The 21,085-nt window shown below is 73.1% G+C and carries 14 protein-coding genes and 1 tRNA gene; 4 read left to right on the forward strand and 11 right to left on the reverse strand.

Features of this window, described 5'->3' with window-relative positions:
* Window positions 1–63: 63 nt before the first annotated feature.
* Complete coding sequence (locus RSE42_RS10175; RefSeq protein WP_415296056.1) at window positions 64–2,025, forward strand: ABC transporter ATP-binding protein; 1,962 nt, start codon at window positions 64–66, stop codon at window positions 2,023–2,025.
* Between the two features lie 199 nt (window positions 2,026–2,224).
* Here RSE42_RS10175 and rpsA read toward each other — a convergent pair whose 3' ends face one another.
* Together rpsA and RSE42_RS10185 are read right to left on the reverse strand one after the other, a co-directional pair.
* Window positions 2,225–3,706, reverse strand: a complete 1,482-nt coding sequence (rpsA, locus tag RSE42_RS10180; RefSeq protein WP_021483115.1) for a 30S ribosomal protein S1 — start codon at window positions 3,704–3,706, stop codon at window positions 2,225–2,227.
* A gap of 217 nt (window positions 3,707–3,923) precedes the next feature.
* Window positions 3,924–4,949, reverse strand: a complete 1,026-nt coding sequence (locus RSE42_RS10185) for a 6-phosphofructokinase (RefSeq protein ID WP_034651013.1) — start codon at window positions 4,947–4,949, stop codon at window positions 3,924–3,926.
* Between the two features lie 203 nt (window positions 4,950–5,152).
* Between RSE42_RS10185 and RSE42_RS10190 the strand changes: the two genes are divergently transcribed.
* The gene (locus RSE42_RS10190) at window positions 5,153–6,010 is read left to right on the forward strand and encodes a class I SAM-dependent methyltransferase (RefSeq protein WP_034651011.1); all 858 of its coding nucleotides are present in this window, start codon (window positions 5,153–5,155) and stop codon (window positions 6,008–6,010) included.
* 10 nt (window positions 6,011–6,020) lie between these two features.
* On the opposite strand, the gene polA is transcribed toward RSE42_RS10190, so the two are convergent.
* On the reverse strand, window positions 6,021–8,726 hold the full coding sequence (gene polA / locus RSE42_RS10195) for a DNA polymerase I (protein ID WP_085387879.1): 2,706 nt from the start codon (window positions 8,724–8,726) through the stop codon (window positions 6,021–6,023).
* Window positions 8,727–8,826: 100 nt separating this feature from the next.
* Here polA and RSE42_RS10200 point away from each other — a divergent pair, with 100 nt between their 5' ends.
* Window positions 8,827–9,210, forward strand: coding sequence for a hotdog fold thioesterase (locus RSE42_RS10200; RefSeq protein WP_043651213.1), 384 nt, complete (start codon window positions 8,827–8,829; stop codon window positions 9,208–9,210).
* 37 nt (window positions 9,211–9,247) lie between these two features.
* On the opposite strand, the gene RSE42_RS10205 is transcribed toward RSE42_RS10200, so the two are convergent.
* Both RSE42_RS10205 and RSE42_RS10210 read right to left on the reverse strand, forming a co-directional pair.
* Complete coding sequence (locus RSE42_RS10205) at window positions 9,248–9,913, reverse strand: GNAT family N-acetyltransferase (protein ID WP_255438184.1); 666 nt, start codon at window positions 9,911–9,913, stop codon at window positions 9,248–9,250.
* 235 nt (window positions 9,914–10,148) lie between these two features.
* The gene (locus RSE42_RS10210) at window positions 10,149–10,769 is read right to left on the reverse strand and encodes an ANTAR domain-containing response regulator (protein WP_044144409.1); all 621 of its coding nucleotides are present in this window, start codon (window positions 10,767–10,769) and stop codon (window positions 10,149–10,151) included.
* A gap of 190 nt (window positions 10,770–10,959) precedes the next feature.
* Between RSE42_RS10210 and RSE42_RS10215 the strand changes: the two genes are divergently transcribed.
* Window positions 10,960–11,033 (forward strand) — tRNA-Leu (locus RSE42_RS10215).
* 33 nt (window positions 11,034–11,066) lie between these two features.
* Here the strand turns inward: RSE42_RS10215 and RSE42_RS10220 are convergent.
* From RSE42_RS10220 to gltB, 6 genes are all read right to left on the reverse strand, one after another.
* Complete coding sequence (locus RSE42_RS10220) at window positions 11,067–11,891, reverse strand: alpha/beta fold hydrolase (protein ID WP_171467933.1); 825 nt, start codon at window positions 11,889–11,891, stop codon at window positions 11,067–11,069.
* 158 nt (window positions 11,892–12,049) lie between these two features.
* Window positions 12,050–12,406, reverse strand: coding sequence for a hypothetical protein (locus RSE42_RS10225; RefSeq protein ID WP_170982112.1), 357 nt, complete (start codon window positions 12,404–12,406; stop codon window positions 12,050–12,052).
* A gap of 58 nt (window positions 12,407–12,464) precedes the next feature.
* Entirely contained in the window at window positions 12,465–13,331 is an 867-nt protein-coding gene (locus RSE42_RS10230; RefSeq protein ID WP_415296060.1) for a DNA polymerase beta superfamily protein, read from the reverse strand.
* 157 nt (window positions 13,332–13,488) lie between these two features.
* A complete protein-coding gene (gene pyk / locus RSE42_RS10235; protein WP_021480418.1) occupies window positions 13,489–14,919 on the reverse strand; it encodes a pyruvate kinase in 1,431 nt (476 codons plus the stop codon).
* Window positions 14,920–15,031: 112 nt separating this feature from the next.
* Window positions 15,032–16,498 carry a glutamate synthase subunit beta gene (locus RSE42_RS10240; protein ID WP_415296062.1) on the reverse strand — a complete coding sequence of 489 codons (1,467 nt, stop codon included), beginning with the start codon at window positions 16,496–16,498 and terminating at the stop codon, window positions 15,032–15,034.
* Window positions 16,491–21,074 (reverse strand): glutamate synthase large subunit, encoded by a 4,584-nt coding sequence (gene gltB, locus RSE42_RS10245; protein WP_061267745.1) that lies wholly within the window; start codon window positions 21,072–21,074, stop codon window positions 16,491–16,493. Before gltB ends, RSE42_RS10240 begins: the two co-directional genes overlap by 8 nt.
* Window positions 21,075–21,085: the final 11 nt, after the last annotated feature.

Consider the following 21,085-nt stretch of genomic DNA (forward strand, 5'->3'; position numbering starts at 1 on the left):
CGCGCCCGCCGGACGGCCACCGCCGCCGCGGACGACGCGCCCCTCCCCCACCCAGGAGGCCCCATGTCCTTCCCCTCATCCCTCCCCGGCGCCGGCGGCGGGCGCGGCATGCGCTCCTTCCGCCAGGACGCCTCCGTCACCTCCCGCCGGCTGCACCGCGGCACGATCCGCCGGGTCCTCACGTTCGCCCGGCCCTACCGGCGCCAGCTCGCCGCGTTCCTCGTGCTCATCTCCGTCGACGCCGCCGCCGGTGCCGTCACCCCGCTCCTGTTCCAGCGCATCATCGACGACGGCATCACCGCGGGCGACGTCGGCCTCGTCGTCGCGCTCTCGGCGGTCGCCGCCGGCCTCGCCGTGCTCTCCGGCGCGCTCGGCGTCGCGCAGCGCTGGTTCTCCTCCCGCATCGGCGAGGGGCTCATCGTCGACCTGCGCACCGCGGTCTTCGACCATGTCCAGCGCATGCCGCTCGCCTTCTTCAGCCGGACGCGCACCGGTGCGCTCGTCCAGCGCCTCAACGGTGACGTCCTCGGCGCCCAGCAGGCGTTCACGTCGACCCTGTCGAACGTGTTCTCCAACCTGCTCACCGTCGTGTTCGTGCTCGCCGCGATGCTCTCGATGTCGTGGCAGCTCACCCTCCTCGCGCTCACCCTCCTGCCCGCGTTCGTCCTGCCCGCCCGCTGGGTCGGCAAGCGCCTCGCCGCGATCACGCGGGAGAGCTACGAGCTCAACGCCGAGGCGGCGCAGACGATGAACGAGCGCTTCAACGTGGCGGGCGCCCACCTCGTCAAGGTGTTCGGCGACCCGGACCGCGAGTCGTCACGGTTCGCCGCCCAGGCGCGTCGGGTCCGCGACATCGGGGTCCGCCAGGCCATGTACGGGACGGTCTTCCGCGTCGGTCTCACGGTCGTCGCGTCCGTCGCCGTCGCGATCGTCTACGGTCTCGGTGGCGTCATGGCCATCTCGGGCTCGCTGACCGTCGGCACGGTCGTCGCGCTCACCGCCTACCTGGGCCGTCTCTACGGCCCGCTGACGGCGATGTCGAACGTCCAGGTCGACGTCATGACGGCCCTCGTCAGCTTCGAGCGCGTGCTCGAGGTGCTCGACCTCGAGCCCACCGTCACGGACGCCCCCGACGCCGACGACCTCGCCGCGGACGTCGCGCGCGAGGGCGCGAGCCTCGAGCTCGACGGCGTGACCTTCCGCTACCCGAGCGCGGCCGAGGTCTCCCTCGCGTCGCTCGAGTCCGTGGCCGTCGAGGGCACCGACCCGACCACCGACACGCTCCACGACGTCTCGTTCTCCGTGCCCGCGGGCGCGATGGTCGCGCTCGTCGGGTCGTCCGGCGCGGGCAAGACCACCGTGTCGCAGCTCGTGACGCGCATGTACGACCCGAGCGCCGGCCACGTCCGGATCGCCGGTCGCGACCTGCGCGACGTCACGCAGGAGAGCCTGCACGACGCCGTCGGCGTGGTCACGCAGGAGGCGCACCTGTTCCACGACTCGATCGCGGAGAACCTGCGGTACGCCAAGCCCGACGCGACCGACGCCGAGCTCGAGTCCGCGCTGCGGCGCGCGCACGTGTGGGACGTCGTCGCCGCCCTGCCGTCCGGCATGGACACCGTCGTGGGCGACCGCGGCTACCGGATGTCCGGCGGTGAGCGGCAGCGCCTCGCGATCGCCAGGGTGTTCCTCAAGGCCCCTCAGCTCGTCGTCCTCGACGAGGCGACGGCGCACCTCGACTCGGACTCCGAGGCGGCGGTCCAGGCCGCGCTCGCCGAGGCGCTGCGCGGCCGGACCTCGCTCGTCATCGCGCACCGCCTCTCCACCGTCCGCGAGGCCGACCTCATCGTCGTGCTCGACGCCGGCCGGGTCGTCGAGACGGGCACGCACACCGAGCTCCTGGCTCGTGGCGGGCGCTACGCCACGCTCTACCGGACGCAGTTCGCCGACTCGCCCGCGTCGTCGGCCACCGACCCGGCCACCGTCCCGGCCGCTGCCACGGCCCCCGAGCCGGCGACGGCCTGACGCCCGACCGCCGAGCAGGCGGTCCCGGGGCGTCGACCAGGTGGTCCTGGCTCGTCCGGGGCCGTTGACGGACCAGGACCACCTGGTCGGCGCCGTGAGCGCCAGGGCACGTGCCGGACATGGCGAAGGCCCGCCACCCCGAGGGGTGGCGGGCCTTCGTCTGCTCAGCGTGGCGTCCCGCGCGGGGCCGCCGGCCGGGTCAGTTGCCCGTGAGCTTCTCGCGGAGCGCGGCGAGCGCCTCGTCCGACGCGAGCGTGCCCGTCGCCTCGGCGGCCGGGGCCGACGAGTAGGACGTGCTGGAGGACGACGAGCTCGAGGAGCTCGTGGTCTCGCCCGACGCGGCGTCGTAGTCGGCCTTGACGGCCTCGGCGACCTGCTTGCGGTGCGCCTCCCAGCGCTCGTGCGCCTTGGCGTACTCCGCCTCCCACGCCTCGCGCTGCGCCTCGAAGCCCTCGAGCCACTCGTTGGTCTCCGGGTCGAAGCCCTCGGGGTACTTGTAGTTCCCCTGCTCGTCGTACTCGGCGGCCATGCCGTAGAGCGCGGGGTCGAAGTCGTCCGACTCCGGGTCCACGCCCTCGTTGGCCTGCTTGAGCGACAGCGAGATGCGGCGGCGCTCGAGGTCGATGTCGATGACCTTGACGAAGACCTCGTCACCGACGTTGACGACCTGCTCCGGCAGCTCGACGTGGCGCACGGCCAGCTCCGAGATGTGCACGAGGCCCTCGATGCCGTCCTCGACGCGCACGAACGCACCGAACGGGACGAGCTTGGTGACCTTGCCCGGGACGACCTGACCGATCGCGTGGGTCCGGGCGAACGTCTGCCACGGGTCCTCCTGCGTCGCCTTCAGCGACAGCGAGACGCGCTCGCGGTCGAAGTCGACGTCCAGGACCTCGACCGTGACCTCCTGGCCGACCTCGACGACCTCGGACGGGTGGTCGATGTGCTTCCAGGACAGCTCGGAGACGTGCACGAGGCCGTCGACGCCGCCGAGGTCCACGAACGCACCGAAGTTGACGATCGAGGAGACGACACCGGGGCGCACCTGGCCCTTCTGCAGGGTCTGCAGGAAGGTGGAGCGGACCTCGGACTGCGTCTGCTCGAGCCAGGCACGGCGCGAGAGGACGACGTTGTTGCGGTTCTTGTCGAGCTCGATGATCTTCGCCTCGATCTCCTTGCCGACGTACGGCTGGAGGTCGCGGACGCGACGCATCTCCACCAGGGAGGCCGGGAGGAAGCCACGGAGGCCGATGTCGAGGATGAGACCACCCTTGACGACCTCGATGACGGTGCCGGTGACGACGCCGTCCTCCTCCTTGATCTTCTCGATCGTGCCCCAGGCGCGCTCGTACTGGGCGCGCTTCTTGGACAGGATCAGACGGCCTTCCTTGTCCTCCTTCTGGAGGACGAGGGCCTCGACCGCGTCGCCGACGTTGACGACCTCACCGGGGTCCACGTCGTGCTTGATGGACAGCTCGCGGGAGGGGATGACGCCCTCGGTCTTGTAGCCGATGTCGAGGAGGACCTCGTCGCGGTCCACCTTGACGATCGTGCCTTCGACGATGTCGCCGTCGTTGAAGTACTTGATGGTCGCGTCAACGGCGGCGAGGAAGTCCTCCTCGGTGCCGATGTCGTTGACGGCAACCTGGGGTGCGGACTTCGCGGGGGTAGAGATGGTCATTGAGTTCGATGCTCCGATGCGGACAGGTGTAGTCGAGCGGGTAGGGTTTTCGGCGCGTCTCCCGCCGACGCCCCCGGACGCTCCGGCGTCATGGTCGACGTCGTGGCTCGGGATGAAGGCAGGCGCAGCGCACCGCCGTCCACCTTATCCGGGTGTCACCCCGGCGGTCAACGCGTCTTGCGCGCCCCGCCGGGGCGTCCCGACTACCGGTTCCACGTCACGCGAGCACGCGGGCGACCCGCAGCAGCTCCTCCGGGACCCGCTTCGGCCGGCCCGCGACCTCCGCGAGCGGCACGAGCTCGACCCGCTCGCCCCGCAGCGCCGTCATGACGCCCGACGTCCCCGCGCTCACGGCGTCCACGGCCGCGACGCCGAAGCGGCTGCCGAGGATCCGGTCGGTCGGCGTGGGCTCGCCCCCGCGCTGCACGTGGCCGAGCACCGTGAGCCGGGTGTCGAACCCGGTGCGCTCCGCGATCTCGGCGCTCACGCGCTCCCCGATGGAGCCGGCGACGATCTCCCCGAACCGGCCGAGCTGCTGCGTGAACTCCATCGACGACCCCTCGCGCGGCACGGCGCCCTCGGCCACGACGACGATCGAGAAGTTCGCGTGCGCGCGGTGCCGGTGGCGGAGGAACTTCACGACCTGGTCGATGTCGAACGGCTGCTCCGGCGCGAGCACGACCTCGGCGCCGCCGGCGATGCCCGCGTTGACCGCGATCCAGCCGGCGTGGCGGCCCATGACCTCGACCACCATGACGCGGTTGTGGCTCTCCGCCGTCGTGTGCACGCGGTCGAGCGCCTCCGTCGCGATGTTCACGGCGGTGTGGAACCCGATCGACAGGTCCGTGCCCTCGACGTCGTTGTCGATCGTCTTGGGGATGGCGACGATCTTCACGCCCGCCTCCGCGACGCGGCTCGCCGCGTGCAGCGTGCCGTCGCCGCCGATGCAGATCAGGGCGTCGAGGTGCTCGGCCTCGACCGTCGCGAGCACGGCGTCCATGCTGCCGTCCTCCTCGCGCGGGTGGAACCGCGCGGTGCCGAGCAGCGTGCCGCCCACGGGCAGGACGTTCCGGATGTCCTGGCGGCCGAGCGGGTGCACGTCGCCGTCGACGACGCCGCGCCAGCCGTTGCGGAAGCCGATGATGGTGTGCCCGTACTCCCCCGTCCCCTGCTTGACCACGGCCCGGATCGCCGCGTTCAGCCCGGGGCAGTCGCCCCCGCCGGTGAGAAGTCCGATGCGCACCTGTTCCTCCGTCTCGTCGTCGCGTCGCGCGGCCTCGCGCGCATGCCGGGCGTCGACGGAGGTGCCGACCTCCGCGGCACCGCGTCGCCCTCAACCCTAGCCACCCCCGCGCGACGGGTCATCGCCCGTCCCGGTCCGCGGGCACGCCGACGACCAAGGTCCCGACCGGACGGGCCGTGCGGCGGGACCGGGAGAATGGGGGCATGAGCGCGTCCTCCTCGCCCGAGCCGCCCGTCGTCGCGCCCTCGGGCGCGACCCCCGGTCCGACCGCCGACGCCGGCTACCGCGACGTGCCCGCGACCGAGGGCGGCCGCGCCGGCCGCGGCTGGTGGGACGCCAACGCGCAGGAGTACCTCCACGAGCACGGGGCCTTCCTCGGCGCGGCGGACTTCTGCTGGTGCCCGGAGGGCCTGCGCGAGCGGGACGCGCGGCTGCTCGGCGACGTCGCGGGGCGCCGGGTGCTCGAGGTCGGCGCGGGCGCGGCGCAGTGCTCGCGCTGGCTCGTCACGCAGGGGGCGGAGGTCGTCGCGACGGACGTGTCCGGCGGCATGCTCGCCGCGGGGGCGGCGCTGGACCGGGCGACGGGCGTGCGCGTCCCGGCCGTCCAGGCCGACGCGCGCCGGCTCCCGTTCGCCGACGCCACGTTCGACGTCGCGTTCACCTCGTTCGGCGCGATCCCGTTCGTGCCCGACGCGGCGGCCGTCCACCGCGAGGTCGCGCGCGTGCTGCGGCCCGGCGGCACGTGGACGTTCTCGGTGACGCACCCGACCCGGTGGGCGTTCCCCGACGACCCGAGCGAGCACGGGCTGACCGCGAACCGGTCCTACTTCGACCGCCGGCCCTACGTCGAGACCGACGCGGCCGGCCGTGTCGTCTACGCCGAATACCACCGCACCCTGGGCGACCACGTGCGCGAGGTGGTCGCCGCCGGGCTGGAGCTGCGCGACGTCGTCGAGCCCGAGTGGCCCGCCGACAACGCCGAGGTGTGGGGCGGATGGGGACCGGTGCGCGGCGCCTACCTGCCCGGGACGGCGATCTTCCGCACGCGCCTCCCGGGCTGACACGCGCGGGTCAGTGACCCGCCTCGTGCCACGTGGCGCCGACGCCGACCGAGACGTCGAGCGGCACGTCGAGGTCCGCTGCGGCACCCATCTGCGTGCGCAGCACCTCCTCGACGGCGTCGCGCTCTCCCGGGGCCACCTCGACCACGAGCTCGTCGTGCACCTGGAGGAGCAGCCGTGAGCGCAGCCCGCGCTCGTCGATCGCGCGCTGCACGTTGAGCATCGCGACCTTGATGATGTCGGCCGCGCTGCCCTGGATCGGCGCGTTGAGGGCCATGCGCTCCGCCATCTGGCGGCGCTGCCGGTTGTCGCTCGTGAGGTCCGGCAGGTACCGGCGGCGCCCGAGGATGGTGGCCGTGTAGCCCGTGGCCCGCGCCTCGTCGACGACGCCCGTGAGGTAGTCGCGCACGCCGCCGAAGCGCTCGAAGTAGTCGTCCATGAGCTTCTGGGCCTCGCCCACCTCGATGGTGAGCTGCTGCGAGAGCCCGAACGCCGACAGCCCGTACGCGAGGCCGTACGACATCGCCTTGATCTTCGAGCGCATCGCGGGCGTGACCTCGGCCGCCGGGACCTCGAACACGCGCGACCCGACGTAGGAGTGCAGGTCCTCCCCGGACCGGAACGCCTCGATGAGACCCTCGTCGCCCGAGAGGTGCGCCATGATGCGCATCTCGATCTGGCTGTAGTCGGCCGTCATGAGCGTCTCGTAGCCCTCGCCGACGACGAACGCGCGCCGGATGCGCCGGCCCGCCTCGGTGCGGATCGGGATGTTCTGGAGGTTCGGCTCGGTCGAGCTGAGCCGGCCCGTCGCCGCGATCGTCTGCTGGAACGTCGTGTGGATGCGGCCGTCGTCGGCGACGGACTTCAGCAGCCCCTCGACCGTCTGGCGCAGCCGCGACGCGTCGCGGTGGGCGAGCAGGTGCTCGAGGAACGGGTGCTGCGTCTTGACGAAGAGGTCCGCGAGCGCCGACGCGTCGGTCGTGTAGCCCGTCTTGATCTTCTTCGTCTTGGGCATCCCGAGCTGGTCGAACAGCACCTCCTGGAGCTGCTTCGGGGAGCCCAGGTTCACCTCGCGCCCGATGACGGCGTAGGCCTCCGACGCGGCGGTCGCGACGAGGTCGCCGAAGTGCTGCTCGAGCTCGCGCAGGTACGTGACGTCCGCCGCGATGCCGCGCTGCTCCATGCGCGCGAGCACCTGGGACAGCGGCAGCTCGAGGTCGGCGAGGAGCGTGGTGGCCCCCCGGTCCTCGAGCTCGCCCGCGAGGACCTCGCCGAGCTGGGCGACGGCGAGCGCGCGCACCGCGTCGCGCTCCTGCTCGCCGCTGCCGTCGAGCGAGAGGTCGAGCGCGCCCTGCGCGTCGTTGCCCGCCTCCGTGTCCGGGCGCAGCTCGCGGTGCAGGTGCCGCACGACGAGGTCGCCCAGGTCGTACCCCCGCTGGTCGGGGTGGCACAGGTACGCGGCGAGCTCGGTGTCGAACGTGACGCCCGCGAGGTCGTAGCCGCGCGCCGCGAGCTCGTGCCAGGCCGACTTCACGCCGTGCACGACCTTGGGTCGCTCCGGGTCGGCGAGCCACGCGGCGAGCGCCTCGTCGTCGGCGCCTGCGACGTCGGCGAGCTCGAGCGCGACGGCCGCCCCGGCGTCGTCGGACACCGCGAGGCCCCACGCGTCCCCGCCGCCCGGCACGACCTTGCCGGCCACCTCGACGCCCAGCGGGCGCGTGCCGTGCTCGGCCAGCCAGGCGCCCAGGCCCCCCGGCAGGACGTCGGCGAGCGCGACGTCGAACCCCGCCTCGGCCGCGACCTCGCCCTCGGGGGCGATCGCGAAGAGCCGGTCGCGCAGGGCGCGGAACTCCAGGGCGTCGAGCACGCGGTGGGCGGCCTCGCGGTCCCAGGGACGGGTCGCGAGGTCGTCGGGGCCGACGGGCAGCTCGAGGTCGCGCAGGAGCGCGTTGAGCTGCCGGTTGAGGCGGACCTGGTCGAGGTGCGCCCGCAGGTTCTCCCCCGCCTTGCCCTTGATCTCGTCCGCGTGGTCCAGCAGGCCGTCCAGGTCGCCGTACGCCGTGATCCACTTGGCGGCCGTCTTGGGACCGACGCCGGGGATGCCCGGCAGGTTGTCGGACGTCTCGCCGACGAGGGCGGCGAGGTCCGGGTAGCGCTCGGGCGGCACGCCGTACTTCTCGACGACGGCGGCGCTGTCCATGCGCGCGAGCTCGGAGACGCCCTTCTTCGGGTAGAGCACCGTGACGTCGGGGCCGACGAGCTGGAACGAGTCCCGGTCCCCCGAGCAGACGAGCACCTCCATCCCGGCCGCGGCCCCCTGCGTCGCGAGGGTCGCGAAGATGTCGTCGGCCTCGTAGCCCTCGCGCTCGAGCGTCGGGATGTGCAGCGTCTCCAGGATCTCCTTGATGAGCGGCACCTGGCCCCGGAACGGTTCGGGGGTGGACTCCCGCGTGCCCTTGTAGCTGGGCAGGATCTCGGTGCGGAAGGACTGGCGCCCGGCGTCGAACGCGACGGCGACGTGCGTGGGCTCCTCGTCCCGCAGGAGGTTGATGAGCATCGAGGTGAACCCGTAGACCGCGTTCGTGTGCTGCCCCGTGGTCGTCGAGAAGTTCTCCGCCGGGAGCGCGAAGAACGCGCGGTAGGCCATGGAGTGTCCGTCGATGAGCAGGAGGCGAGGTCGCGCGGAGGTCGTCACGGGTGCCAACCTATCGCCCATGACCCACACGCACGGTTCCGACCAGAACGCCGCCCCGACCGGGACGCCGACCCCCGCCACCCCGTCGACACCCGACGTCCCGCGTCACGCCTACGAGGCGATGGGCCTGCGCACCGAGGGGACGCTCATCGAGCGCATGGGCATCGAGCTGGGCGAGGTGGGGGCCGACCGCGTCACCGCACGCATGCCCGTGGCGGGCAACACGCAGCCCGCGGGGCTGCTGCACGGGGGCGCGTCCGTCGTCCTCGCCGAGACGCTGGGGTCCATCGCCGCGCAGCTGCACGGGGGGCCCGGGCGCGCGGCCGTCGGCATCGAGGTGAACGCGACGCACCACCGGGGCGTGCGCGACGGCTGGGTGCACGGCGAGGCGGTCGCGGTGCACCGCGGGCGCACGACGGCGAGCTACGAGATCGTCGTGTCCGACGACGAGGGTCGCCGCGTGTGCACGGCGCGCCTCACGTGCATGATCCTCGCGCAGGGCTGACCGGGGCGACGCCGGTCGCAGGGCGCGGGAGCCCGGCTCAGCCGGGCAGGGTCTCGCGCGTGTCGGCCGGCGTCACCACGCCCGCACGGCGGTTGTACTCGGCCTGGAACTCGCGCAGGTCGACCGGCCCCGACATCGTCTCGGTGCGGGCGCGCCGACGGCGCGCGATGAGGTCCTCGAGAGAGCGGGTGCCCCGGCGGGCCGGGGTGAGGTCGGCCGCGAGCCGTCGCTGCAGGACCGCCGTCGAGACGACGCGGTGCCCGGCCACCGGGCCGAAGCCCAGTCGCGCGAGGAAGCGCTGCACGCCGCGGGAACCGGGGATGGGCACGGAGTAGACGTGCGTCGCGCCGGACGACGCGGCGAGCTCGGCCGTCGCGCTGAGGAGCGCGTGGCCCACGCCGCGCCGCCGGGCGTCCTCCCCCACGTACACCGCCTCGACGTACAGGCTCGGCTCGTCCGCGAACAGGTGCGGGTCGAGCACGCGAGCCAGGACGAACCCGACGGGGCGGCCGTCGTGCAGGGCGACGAGCACGTTGCCGCCGGGCAGGGTGAGCAGCACCGACAGGTGCCGGACCAGGCGGTCCTCGTCGGGCGCGCAGATCTGCGCCACGGACGCCGACTCGCGGCGTGCCTCCGAGCACAGCACAGCGATCCCCGGCAGGTCGTCACCGACCGCGGGCCTGACCTCCACTGCTGGGCGCACTGCGCTCCTCCTCGTTCGCACCGTGGGACCGGCGGCGGCACCGAGGGACGTGGGGCGTGAGAAGGTCCACGTCGCTCGGACAGCACCGTCGGCCGTCGACATGAGCACTACGTGGCGACCGTGTTCACCGCCCCGGAACTGCTGGACGCCAGTCCAAGACGATAGCCCGCCCGGAGCCCCGTGACAAAGGTCCTGATCAGGACCCCCGCGCGGCGCACCGGGCGCGGCGGGCGGCTCAGGCGCCGCCGACCTGCTCGATGACGGCGTCCGCGACCTCGCGCATCGTGAGGCGGCGATCCATCGACGTCTTCTGGATCCAGCGGAACGACTCCGGCTCCGACAGGCCCATCTTCGTCATGAGCAGGCCCTTCGCGCGGTCGACGCGCTTGCGCGTCTCGAATCGCTCCGCGAGGTCGGCCACCTCGGACTCGAGGGCCGAGATCTGCGAGTAGCGCGAGATCGCGATCTCGACCGCGGGCAGCAGGTCCGCCGGGGTGAACGGCTTGACGACGTACGCCATGGCGCCGGCGTCGCGCGCCCGCTCGACGAGCTCCGCCTGCGAGAACGCCGTGAGCAGGACGACCGGGGCGGCGTGCGCCTTGCCGATCTGCTCCGCCGCGGAGATGCCGTCAAGCTCGGGCATCTTCACGTCCATGACCACGACGTCGGGCTTGAGCTCGAGCGCCAGCTTCACCGCCGTCGCGCCGTCGCCGGCCTCACCCACGACGTCGAACCCGGCGTCCCGCAGCGTCTCGACGACGTCGAGACGGATCAGGGCCTCGTCCTCCGCGACGACGGCGCGGCGCGCGGCGCGACCCGACGGGGCGGGGGTGGCGGCGGGCTCGGGCTCGATCATCGGGGGCAGGTCGAGCGGCTGCTTGTCCTCGGGCTGCGCTGTCTGGTCACTCACGGGACTCATCGTAGTGCGCCGCACCGGGTGCCGCCCCCGCGTTTCACCCTCCGAGGAGTGTGATTCTCGTGAAGGCGCGCGCGTGTGGTTCGATGGTGCCCGCGCGGCGGAGCCCGGCTGGACACCTCCGCGCGCGGCCCCGGTAGCCCAACCGGCAGAGGCGTTCGGCTCAAACCCGATCCAGTGTGGGTTCGAATCCCACCCGGGGCACCCCTCATCTCGGCAGGCGTACGGTGCTCGACGTCACGGCTCCTCGCGGTCGAGGAAGTCCCGCGTCGTCGTGACGAAGGACTCCACGCTGGAGTACGGCAGCCCGTGCGGAGCCCCCGGGACCGTGACGAGCCGCCCGTCGGGCAGCGCGTCGACGAGTCGGCGGGCCCACGTCCCCGAGACGAGCGGGTCGCGGTCCCCGACGACCACGAGGACGGGCTGCGTGATGCTCTGCACCAGGTGGCTGACCTCGGCGCGGCGCGCCTGCTTCAGGGCCCGCACCGCCGCGACCGGACCGGCACGCAGGTAGTCCACGACGGCGATCGGCAGCAGCGACCACCTCTCGCGCGGGCCGTCGAGGAGCAGGCGCCACGCGCTCTGCCACCACCGGGGGTGCTCCGGGTCCCGGGAAGGGCCGACGAGGACGACCCGCCGGACCAGGTCGGGCCGCTCCGCGGCGAGATGACTGACGATCTGGCAGCCCAACGAGTGCCCGACGACGTCCGCGCCCGTCATGTCGAGCCCGTCCATCCAGCGGGCCACGACGTCCGCCATCTCGGCCATCGACGGCAGGTGCGGCGGGCGGCCGCTGCGCCCGACGCCCGGCAGGTCCAGTGCGGCGGTGCGGCGGTCCGTCCCGAGCCGGCGGACGCCCGGCTCCAGGTACCGGGTCGACAGCGCGAGCCCGTGCACGAGGACCACGTCCGCGGGTACGGCGCGACCCTCCGGGCAGTCCGTCCGGTCCGGCTCCGCCACGACGGAGTACACCCGCACCCCGTCGATCAGGTCGTACCGCTCCTGGAGGGCCGGAAGGACCGCGCTCCCCGAGGAGCGCCCGCGCCGGTGCGCTCGGGGCACGACGGACCTCGCTCTCCCACCGTCGACCGGTGGCTGGATGGTCAGCACCGAGCGGTCGCCGAGCGCTGGGCCCAGGGTAGAGGGCGAGGACGAGCGGTGCCGCGGGACTCGGGACGGCACGGACGGACCGCGGGGCCCCGCGCACGGACCGACGCCGTCTAGAGCTCGGGCCGCGCCGTGTCCAGCACGACCGCCTCGCGCGCGGCCTCCCGGGCGGCGGCGCTCGCGTCGCGCGCCGCCTGCCGGGCGATCGCCTCGTCGCCGAGGAGAGCGGCGGAGTGCGCGACGGTCGCGGACGTCAGCGCGTCCTGCGCGCTGCGTGCGGCGGCCTCCGCCACCTGCTGGACCTGCTCGCACACGGTGGCGGCCGCCTCCGCGGTCTCGCGCGCGTCGCGGCGCGCGACGAGCGCACGGAAGGTCGCCTCGCGCGCGGCGGCCGCCGCGCCGTCGGCGTCGGGGTCGCTCGCCGCCGCGTACAGGTCCTGGTCGACGTCCTCGATCTGGTCGCTGGTCACCCACGTGAGGGTAGGGCCGACCCGCCGCGCTCGCTCGAGCGAGGCGCGCGCCCGTCGGTCACCGCCACTCCCCCGACGCGGCGCCCGGCGCGCCCGCAGCCGTCGTCGACCGCGACCCCGCCGGGCCGTACCGCGCGACCGCCGACCGGAAGAACTCCCCCGCCACCGAGCGAGCGGTCAGGGCCCCGGCCCCCGCCACCGTCACGGCCGCCGTGGCGGCGGCGAGCTCGTCGTCGACGAACCGGCGGAGCACGGCCGGGACGGGGCCCGCGCCCATCTCGCGCGAGACCGCCTTGAGCGCGACGAGCCCGGACGCCTCCTGCACCACCGCGCTCGGTGCCTCGCCCTCGTCGAGCAGCGTCGCGAGGCGCATGGGCGGGACGGCGTCCGGCCGCACGCGCAGCCAGCGCAGCGTCGCGGCCGGGCGCAGGACGTAGAAGAGCTTCTTGAGCGGCACGTCGTCCGCCGTCCACCAGCGCTCCCGCTGGCCGAGCGCGACGTGCAGGTAGTGGCGCCGCACGGTGTCGCGGTCGACGACCCGCTCGGCGAGCGCGAGCAGGTCCGCGCGGAACGCGGGGTCGCCGCGGTAGACGATCGGCGAGCGCAGCCACTCCAGCAGCGTCGCGTTCCCGCGCACGAGCAGCCGCACGGCCTTGACGAGGTCCCACCCGTTGACGTCCAGCACCGCGTCGAGCGGCGTCTCGACGACGTCGCGCCGCGGCCAGGGGTCGAGGTAGTCGGCCCCCGGGCGCACGTACACGAAGCGGCAGTCGTAGTCCGAGTCCGGCGACGGGAACCCCCACGCGCGGCTGCCGCTCTCCACCGCGAGCGGGACCGCGACGCCCTCGTCGCGCACGACGGCGTCCAGCCGCGCGTCGACCCGACGCACGACCGCGGGGTCCAGGGACGCAGGCACGGCTCGCATCCCGCGAGGGTAGGGGCGCGCCGGGGGCCGTGTCGCGGGCTTTCCCGGGCGCGCAGGACGACCGACGGCGGCGCCCCCGCGCAGGGGGCGCCGCCGTCGGGCAGCACGAGCGCCCGTGGCGGGCGCGCGGCGTCAGCTCCGGTGAGAGCTCCGGACGTCAGTTCCGGGTGTCGGAGTGGTCGCCGATCTTGTGCACGAGGATCGAGTTCGTCGTGCCCGGCTGGCCCACGGGGGCGCCGGAGACGACGACCACGAGGTCGCCGACCTCGGCGAGGCCGTTGGCCTGCAGGGTCGTGTCGACCTGGCCGACCATCGCGTCGGTGTTCTCCACCTCGGGCACCTGGTACGTCTGGGTGCCCCACGTGAGCGACAGGACGTTGCGCACGTGCTCGCGCGGCGTGAACGCGAGCAGCGGGATGGACGAGCGCAGGCGCGACATGCGGCGCGCCGAGTCGCCCGACTGCGTGAACGTCGCGAGGTACTTCGCACCGAGGATCTCGCCGATCTCGGCCGCCGCGCGCGTGATGGCGCCACCGCGGGTGTGCGGCGTCGAGCCGAGCGGCGCGATGCGCTCGCGGCCCGCCTCCTCCGTCGCCTCGATGATCCGGGCCATCGTCTGGACCGTGAGGATCGGGTACTCGCCCACGCTCGTCTCGCCCGAGAGCATGACCGCGTCGGCGCCGTCGAGGACGGCGTTGGCGCAGTCGGACGCCTCGGCGCGCGTCGGGCGCGGCGAGTTCGTCATGGACTCGAGCACCTGCGTGGCGACGATGACGGGCTTCGCGTTGCGACGCGCGAGCTCGACGATGCGCTTCTGGACGAGCGGCACCTGCTCCAGCGGAAGCTCGACCGCGAGGTCGCCGCGGGCGACCATGACGCCGTCGAACGCGTCGACGATCTCCGCGAGATTCTCGACGGCCTGCGGCTTCTCGATCTTCGCGACGACGGGGACCGTGCGGCCCTCCTCGTCCATGATCCGCTTGACGTCCTCGAAGTCCTTCGCGGACCGCACGAACGACAGCGCGATGATGTCCGCGCCGAGCGCGAGGGCCCAGCGCAGGTCGTCCTGGTCCTTCTCGGAGAGCGCCGGCACGGAGACCGCGACACCCGGGAGGTTCAGGCCCTTGTTGTTCGACACCGGGCCGGCGACCTCGACGCGCGTGACTACGCGCGGGCCCTCGACGGCGGTGACGCGGACGAGCACCTTGCCGTCGTCGATGAGGATCGGGTCGCCGACGCGGGCGTCGCCCGGCAGGCCCTTGTGCGTCGTGGAGACGAGCTCCTTGGTCCCGACGACGTCCTCGGTCGTGATCGTGAAGGTGTCACCCTCCTCGAGCCAGTGCTTCTCGTCGCCCGCGAAGCGGCCCAGACGGATCTTCGGCCCCTGGAGGTCGACGAGGACGGCCACGGAGCGGCCCGACTCGGCGGCGGCCTCGCGCACGCCGTGGTAGACGGCCGCGTGCTCCTCGGCGCTGCCGTGGCTGCGGTTGATCCGCGCCACGTCCATGCCCGCGTCGACGAGCGCGCGGAGCTGCTCCTTCGACTCGGTCGCGGGTCCGATGGTGCAGACGATCTTTGCTCTGCGCATATCTCCAGCCTCTAGTCTTCCGACCGGCCAGGAGCCGGTCGTCGCGGGGTGCCCCTCCCTAGGATGCCCCGCTCATCGTCCCGGCGCCGGACATCCGACGTCGGGGTGCACGTCAAGCGCGCAAGGACACGGTGTTCGCGCGCACGGGCGCGGGCAGCTCGGTCCCTCCCTGAAGGTAGGCGTCGACGGATGCCGCCGCCGCCCGCCCCTCGGCGATCGCCCACACGATCAACGACTGCCCACGACCGGCGTCGCCGGCCACGAAGACCCCGGGCAGCGAAGACGCGAAGTCGTCGCCGCGCGCCACGAGGCCGCGCCCCGTGAGGTCCGCGCCGGTCTGGGTCGTGAGGGCAGCCGTCTCCGGTCCGGTGAAGCCCATCGCGACGAGCACGAGGTCCGCGGGGATCTCGCGCTCGGTGCCCTCCTTGGGCACGCGACGGCCGTCGGGCAGGTACTCGGTCTCCGCGACGCGCAGCGCGCGCACGGCTCCGTTCTCGTCGCCGAGGAACGCGACGGTCGACGCGAGGAACTCGCGCTCGCCGCCCTCCTCGTGGGACGAGGACACCTCGAACACGATCGGGTCGGTCGGCCACGGCTGGGTCGCGGACCGCTCGAGCGGCGGCTGCTTGCCGATCGCGAGCGTCGTGACGCTCGCCGCGCCCTGGCGCAGCGAGGTGCCGAGGCAGTCCGAGCCCGTGTCGCCGCCACCGATGACGATGACGTGCTTGCCCGTGGCCGCGATCTGGTCGGGCACCTCGTGCCCCGCCACGACCGCGTTCGCCTGGTGCAGGAAGTCCATCGCGAAGTGGATGCCGCCGAGCTCGCGCCCGGGCACCGACAGGTCGCGCGGCACCGTCGCGCCGGTCGCGACCACGACCGCGTCGTAGCGCGCCCGCAGGTCGTCCCACGTGATGTCGACGCCGATCTCGACGCCGGGGCGGAACCGCGTGCCCTCGGCCTCCATCTGCGCGACGCGACGGTCGATGTGGTGCTTCTCGAGCTTGAAGTCGGGGATGCCGTAGCGCAGCAGGCCCCCGACGGTGTCGTCGCGCTCGTACACCGCGACGGTGTGCCCGGCGCGCGTGAGCTGCTGCGCGGCGGCGAGCCCGGCAGGACCGGACCCGACGACCGCGACCGTGAAGCCCGTGAGCCGCTGCGGCACCTGGGGCGTGACGTACCCGCGCTCGAACGCCTCGTCGATGATCGAGACCTCGACGTTCTTGATCGTCACGGGCGGCTGGTTGATGCCGAGCACGCAGCTCGACTCGCACGGCGCCGGGCACACGCGACCGGTGAACTCCGGGAAGTTGTTCGTCTCGTGGAGGCGGTCGATCGCGTCGGCCCACTGCTCGCGGTAGACGAGGTCGTTCCACTCGGGGATGAGGTTCCCGAGCGGGCAGCCCTGGTGGCAGAACGGGATGCCGCAGTCCATGCAGCGGCCCGCCTGCTCCTTGAGGAACGGCTGACCCTCCTCGAGGTGCGCGTGCACGTCCTTCCAGTCCCGCAGGCGCACGGCCACCGGGCGGTTCGGCGGGAGCTCGCGCTCCCGCACCTTCAGGAATCCGCGGGGGTCAGCCACGGGCCACCTCCAAGATCTGGTCCCACACGCCGGGCGCGGCCGGGTCGAGACCGGCCGACTCGGCCTTCTCGAGCGCCGAGCGCATGCGGGCGAAGTCGGTCGGCAGGACGCGCGTGAAGCGCTGCACCGCCGTGGCGAAGTCCTCGAGCAGCTCGGCCGCGAGCGGCGATCCGGTCTCCTCGTGGTGACGGCGGACGAGCCGCTCGACGAGCGCGACCTCGGCGTCCTCGAGCGGGCTCAGCCCGAGCTCGCCGGTCGCGAGCGCGCTCGTGTTCACGGCGCTCTCGCGCAGGTCGAGCACGTACGCGGTGCCGCCGGACATGCCGGCGCCGAAGTTGCGCCCGGTCGGGCCCAGCACGACGACCGTGCCGCCCGTCATGTACTCGCACCCGTGGTCGCCCACACCCTCGACGACGAGCGTCGCGCCCGAGTTGCGGACGCCGAAGCGCTCCCCGACGCGGCCGCGCAGGAAGATCTCGCCCGACGTCGCGCCGTAGCCGATGACGTTCCCGGCGACGACGTTGCTCGACCCGGTGAGGACCGCGTTGCGGTCCGGCCGCACGACGATCCGCCCGCCCGACAGGCCCTTGCCGACGTAGTCGTTCGCGTCCCCGAACAGGCGCAGCGTGACGCCGCGCGGGAGGAAGGCCCCGAGCGACTGGCCGGCGGACCCCGTGAGGGTCACGTCGATCGTGTCGTCCGGCAGGCCCTCGCCGCGGAAGCGCTTGGTCACCTCGTGGCCGAGCATCGTGCCGACCGTGCGGTTGACGTTGCGGACCGGCAGCGAGATCCGCACCGGCTCACGCCGCTCCAGCGCGTCCTCGGCCAGCGCGACGAGCTGGTTGTCGAGCGCCTTCTCGAGGCCGTGGTCCTGCGTCGTCGTGTTCCGCAGCGACGCGCCCTCGACGGGGACGGGCTTCTCGAGGATGGGCGCGAGGTCGAGACCCTGCGCCTTCCAGTGGTCGATCGCCTGGCGCGTGTCGAGGTACTCGACGTGGCCGATCGCCTCCTCGATGCTCCGGAACCCGAGGCGCGCCAGGTACTCGCGCACCTCCTCCGCGATGAACTCGAAGAAGTTCACGACGAACTCCGGCTTGCCCGTGAAGCGGGCCCGCAGCTCCGGGTTCTGCGTCGCGACGCCCACCGGGCACGTGTCCAGGTGGCACACGCGCATCATGACGCAGCCCGAGACGACCATCGGCGCGGTCGCGAAGCCGAACTCCTCGGCCCCGAGCAGCGCGGCCACGACGACGTCGCGCCCGGTCTTCATCTGCCCGTCGACCTGCACGACGATGCGGTCGCGCAGGTTGTTCAGCACGAGGGTCTGCTGCGTCTCGGCGAGGCCGATCTCCCACGGCGTGCCCGCGTGCTTGAGCGACGTCAGCGGGCTCGCGCCCGTGCCGCCGTCGTGGCCCGAGATGAGGACGACGTCCGCGTGCGCCTTGGACACGCCCGTCGCGACCGTGCCGACGCCGAACTCGGAGACGAGCTTGACGTGGACGCGCGCCGCCGGGTTCGCGTTCTTCGCGTCGTGGATGAGCTGCGCGAGGTCCTCGATCGAGTAGATGTCGTGGTGCGGCGGCGGCGAAATGAGGCCGACGCCCGGCGTGGAGTGCCGGGTCTTCGCGACCCACGGGTACACCTTGTGGCCCGGCAGCTGACCGCCCTCGCCGGGCTTGGCGCCCTGGGCGAGCTTGATCTGGATGTCGTCGGCGTTCGTCAGGTACTCGCTCGTGACGCCGAAGCGGCCCGACGCGATCTGCTTGACCTTCGAGCGACGCTCCGGGTCGTACAGGCGCTCGGGGTCCTCGCCGCCCTCGCCCGTGTTCGACCGACCACCGAGGCGGTTCATCGCGATCGCGAGGGTCTCGTGGGCCTCGGCCGAGATGGAGCCGTACGACATCGCGCCGGTGTTGAAGCGCTTGACGATCTCGCTCACGGGCTCGACCTCGTCGAGCGGCACCGCGGGGCGCTCGCCCTCGCGCAGCTCGAGGAGGCCGCGCAGCGTCATGAGCCGTGAGGACTGCTCGTCCACGCGGTGCGTGTACTCGCGGAAGATGTCGAACCGGCGCTCGCGCGTCGAGTGCTGGAGGCGGAACACCGTCTCCGGGTCGAACAGGTGCTCCTCGCTGTCGCGGCGCCACTGGTACTCGCCGCCCGTGGTCAGACGGACGTGCGGACGGTGGTTGCCGGAGCGCGGGTACGCGTCCACGTGGCGCGCCGCGACCTCGGCCGCGACGACGTCGAGCCCGATGCCGCTGAGGCGCGACGTCGTGCCCGTGAAGAACGCCTGCACGAGGTCGTGCGAGAGACCCACGGCCTCGAAGACCTGGGCGCCGCGGTAGGAGGAGATGGTCGAGATGCCCATCTTGCTCATGACCTTGAGGACACCCTTGCCGAGGCCCTTGATGAGGTTCGCGACGGCCTTGGCCGGGTCGACCGCGAGGTAGCCGCGGCGCGCGAGGTCCTCGACGGTCTCCATCGCGAGGTAGGGGTTCACCGCGGCGGCGCCGTAGCCGATGAGGAGCGCGACGTGGTGCACCTCGCGCACGTCCCCCGCCTCGACGACGAGCGACACCTGCGTGCGCGTGTGGCGCCGCAGGAGGTGGTGGTGCACCGCGCTCGACAGCAGCAGCGACGGGATCGGTGCGTGCTCGGCGTCCGAGTCGCGGTCCGACAGCACGATGAAGCTCGCGCCGGCCGCGACGTGCGCGTCGACCTCGGCGAAGATCTCCTCGAGCCGCGCGAGCAACGACTCGCCGCCGCCCGCGACGCGGTACAGGCCCTTGATCGTCACGGCGCGGAAGACGCCCGCGAGGTTCGGGTCCTTGTCGACGCGGATGATCTTCGCGAGCTGGTCGTTGTCGAGCACCGGGAACGGCAGCATGAGCTTGCGCGCGTGCTCCGGGGTGTCGACGAGCAGGTTCGGCTCGGGGCCGATCGCCCCGCCGATCGACGTGACGAGCTCCTCGCGGATCGCGTCCAGCGGCGGGTTCGTGACCTGCGCGAACATCTGCGTGAAGTAGTCGAAGAGCAGGCGCGGACGCTTCGCGAGGACGGCGATGGGCGTGTCCGTGCCCATGGCGCCGAGGGGCTCGGCGCCCGTGTTGGCCATCGGGGTGAGGATGACCTTGAGCTCCTCCTGCGTGTACCCGAAGGCACGCTGGCGGCGCTCGACCGACGCGGGGCTGTGCGCGACGTGCTCGCGCTCGGGGAGCTGGTCGAGGTAGACCGCGTTCTCCGCGACCCACCGCGCGTACGGGCGCTGCGCCGCGAGCTGGGACTTGATCTCCTCGTCCTCGATGATCCGGCCCTGGCCGGTGTCGACGAGGAACATGCGGCCCGGCTCGAGACGACCCTTGCGGACGATCGTCGCGGGGTCGAGGTCGAGCACGCCCGCCTCGCTCGCGAGCACGACGAGGCCGTCCTCGGTGACCCAGTAGCGCCCGGGGCGCAGGCCGTTGCGGTCGAGGACCGCGCCGATGAGCGTGCCGTCGGTGAAGTTGAGGCACGCGGGGCCGTCCCACGGCTCCATGAGCGTCGAGTGGTACTCGTAGAACGCGCGCAGGTCCGGGTCCATCTCGGCGTGGTTCTCCCACGCCTCCGGGACCATCATGAGCACGGCGTGCGGCAGCGAGCGGCCCGACAGGTGCAGCAGCTCCAGCACCTCGTCGAAGCTCGCCGAGTCGCTCGAGCCGTCCGAGCAGACCGGGAGCAGCGGCGCGAGGTCGCCGAGGGCGTCGCTCGCGAGCGTGCCCTCGCGCGCGGCCATCCAGTTCCGGTTGCCGCGCACCGTGTTGATCTCGCCGTTGTGCGCGATCATCCGGAACGGCTGCGCGAGCGGCCAGGACGGGAACGTGTTCGTCGAGAACCGCGAGTGCACGAGCGCGATCTCGCTCGCGTACCGCGGGTCGGACAGGTCCGGGAAGAACGGCTCGAGCTGCGCCGTCGTGAGCATGCCCTTGTAGGTGAGCGTGCGCGCCGACAGCGACGCGAAGAAGAGACCGAGCTCGTTCTCCGCGCGCTTGCGCAGGCGGTACGTCCGGCGGTCGAGGTCGACGCCGGCCAGCTCGCGCGACGGGTCGGCCACGACGACCTGACGGAACAGCGGCATCGAGGCGCGCGCGCTCGGGCCCACGAGGTCGGCCGTCACGGGGACGTCGCGCCAGGCGAGGACCTCGAGCTTCTCCTCGGCGGCGATCGCCTCGACCGCGCGGGCCGTGGTCGCGGCCGCCTCGGGGTCCTGCGGGAGGAACGCCATGCCGATGGCGTAGTGCCCGGCGGGCGGGAGCTCGGCGTCGACCACGTCGCGCACGAAGGCGTCGGGGATCTGCGTGAGGATCCCCGCACCGTCGCCGCTGTTCTCCTCGGCGCCCACCGCGCCGCGGTGGTCCAGGTTGAGCAGGGCCGTGAGCCCCGCGTCCACGATGTCGCGTCCGGGCGTGCCGCGGAGCGTCGCCACGAAGGCGACGCCGCACGCGTCGTGCTCGGCGGCGGGGTCGTACAGACCGGATGCCGTGGGAGGGGCGGACAGGGCGGGTGCCCGGTGCGCGTCCCGATACTGCGGCGTGGTCATCAACACCGTCC

Source organism: Cellulosimicrobium sp. SJTW-1, assembly GCF_047716875.1.
Lineage (GTDB): Bacteria > Actinomycetota > Actinomycetes > Actinomycetales > Cellulomonadaceae > Cellulosimicrobium > Cellulosimicrobium funkei.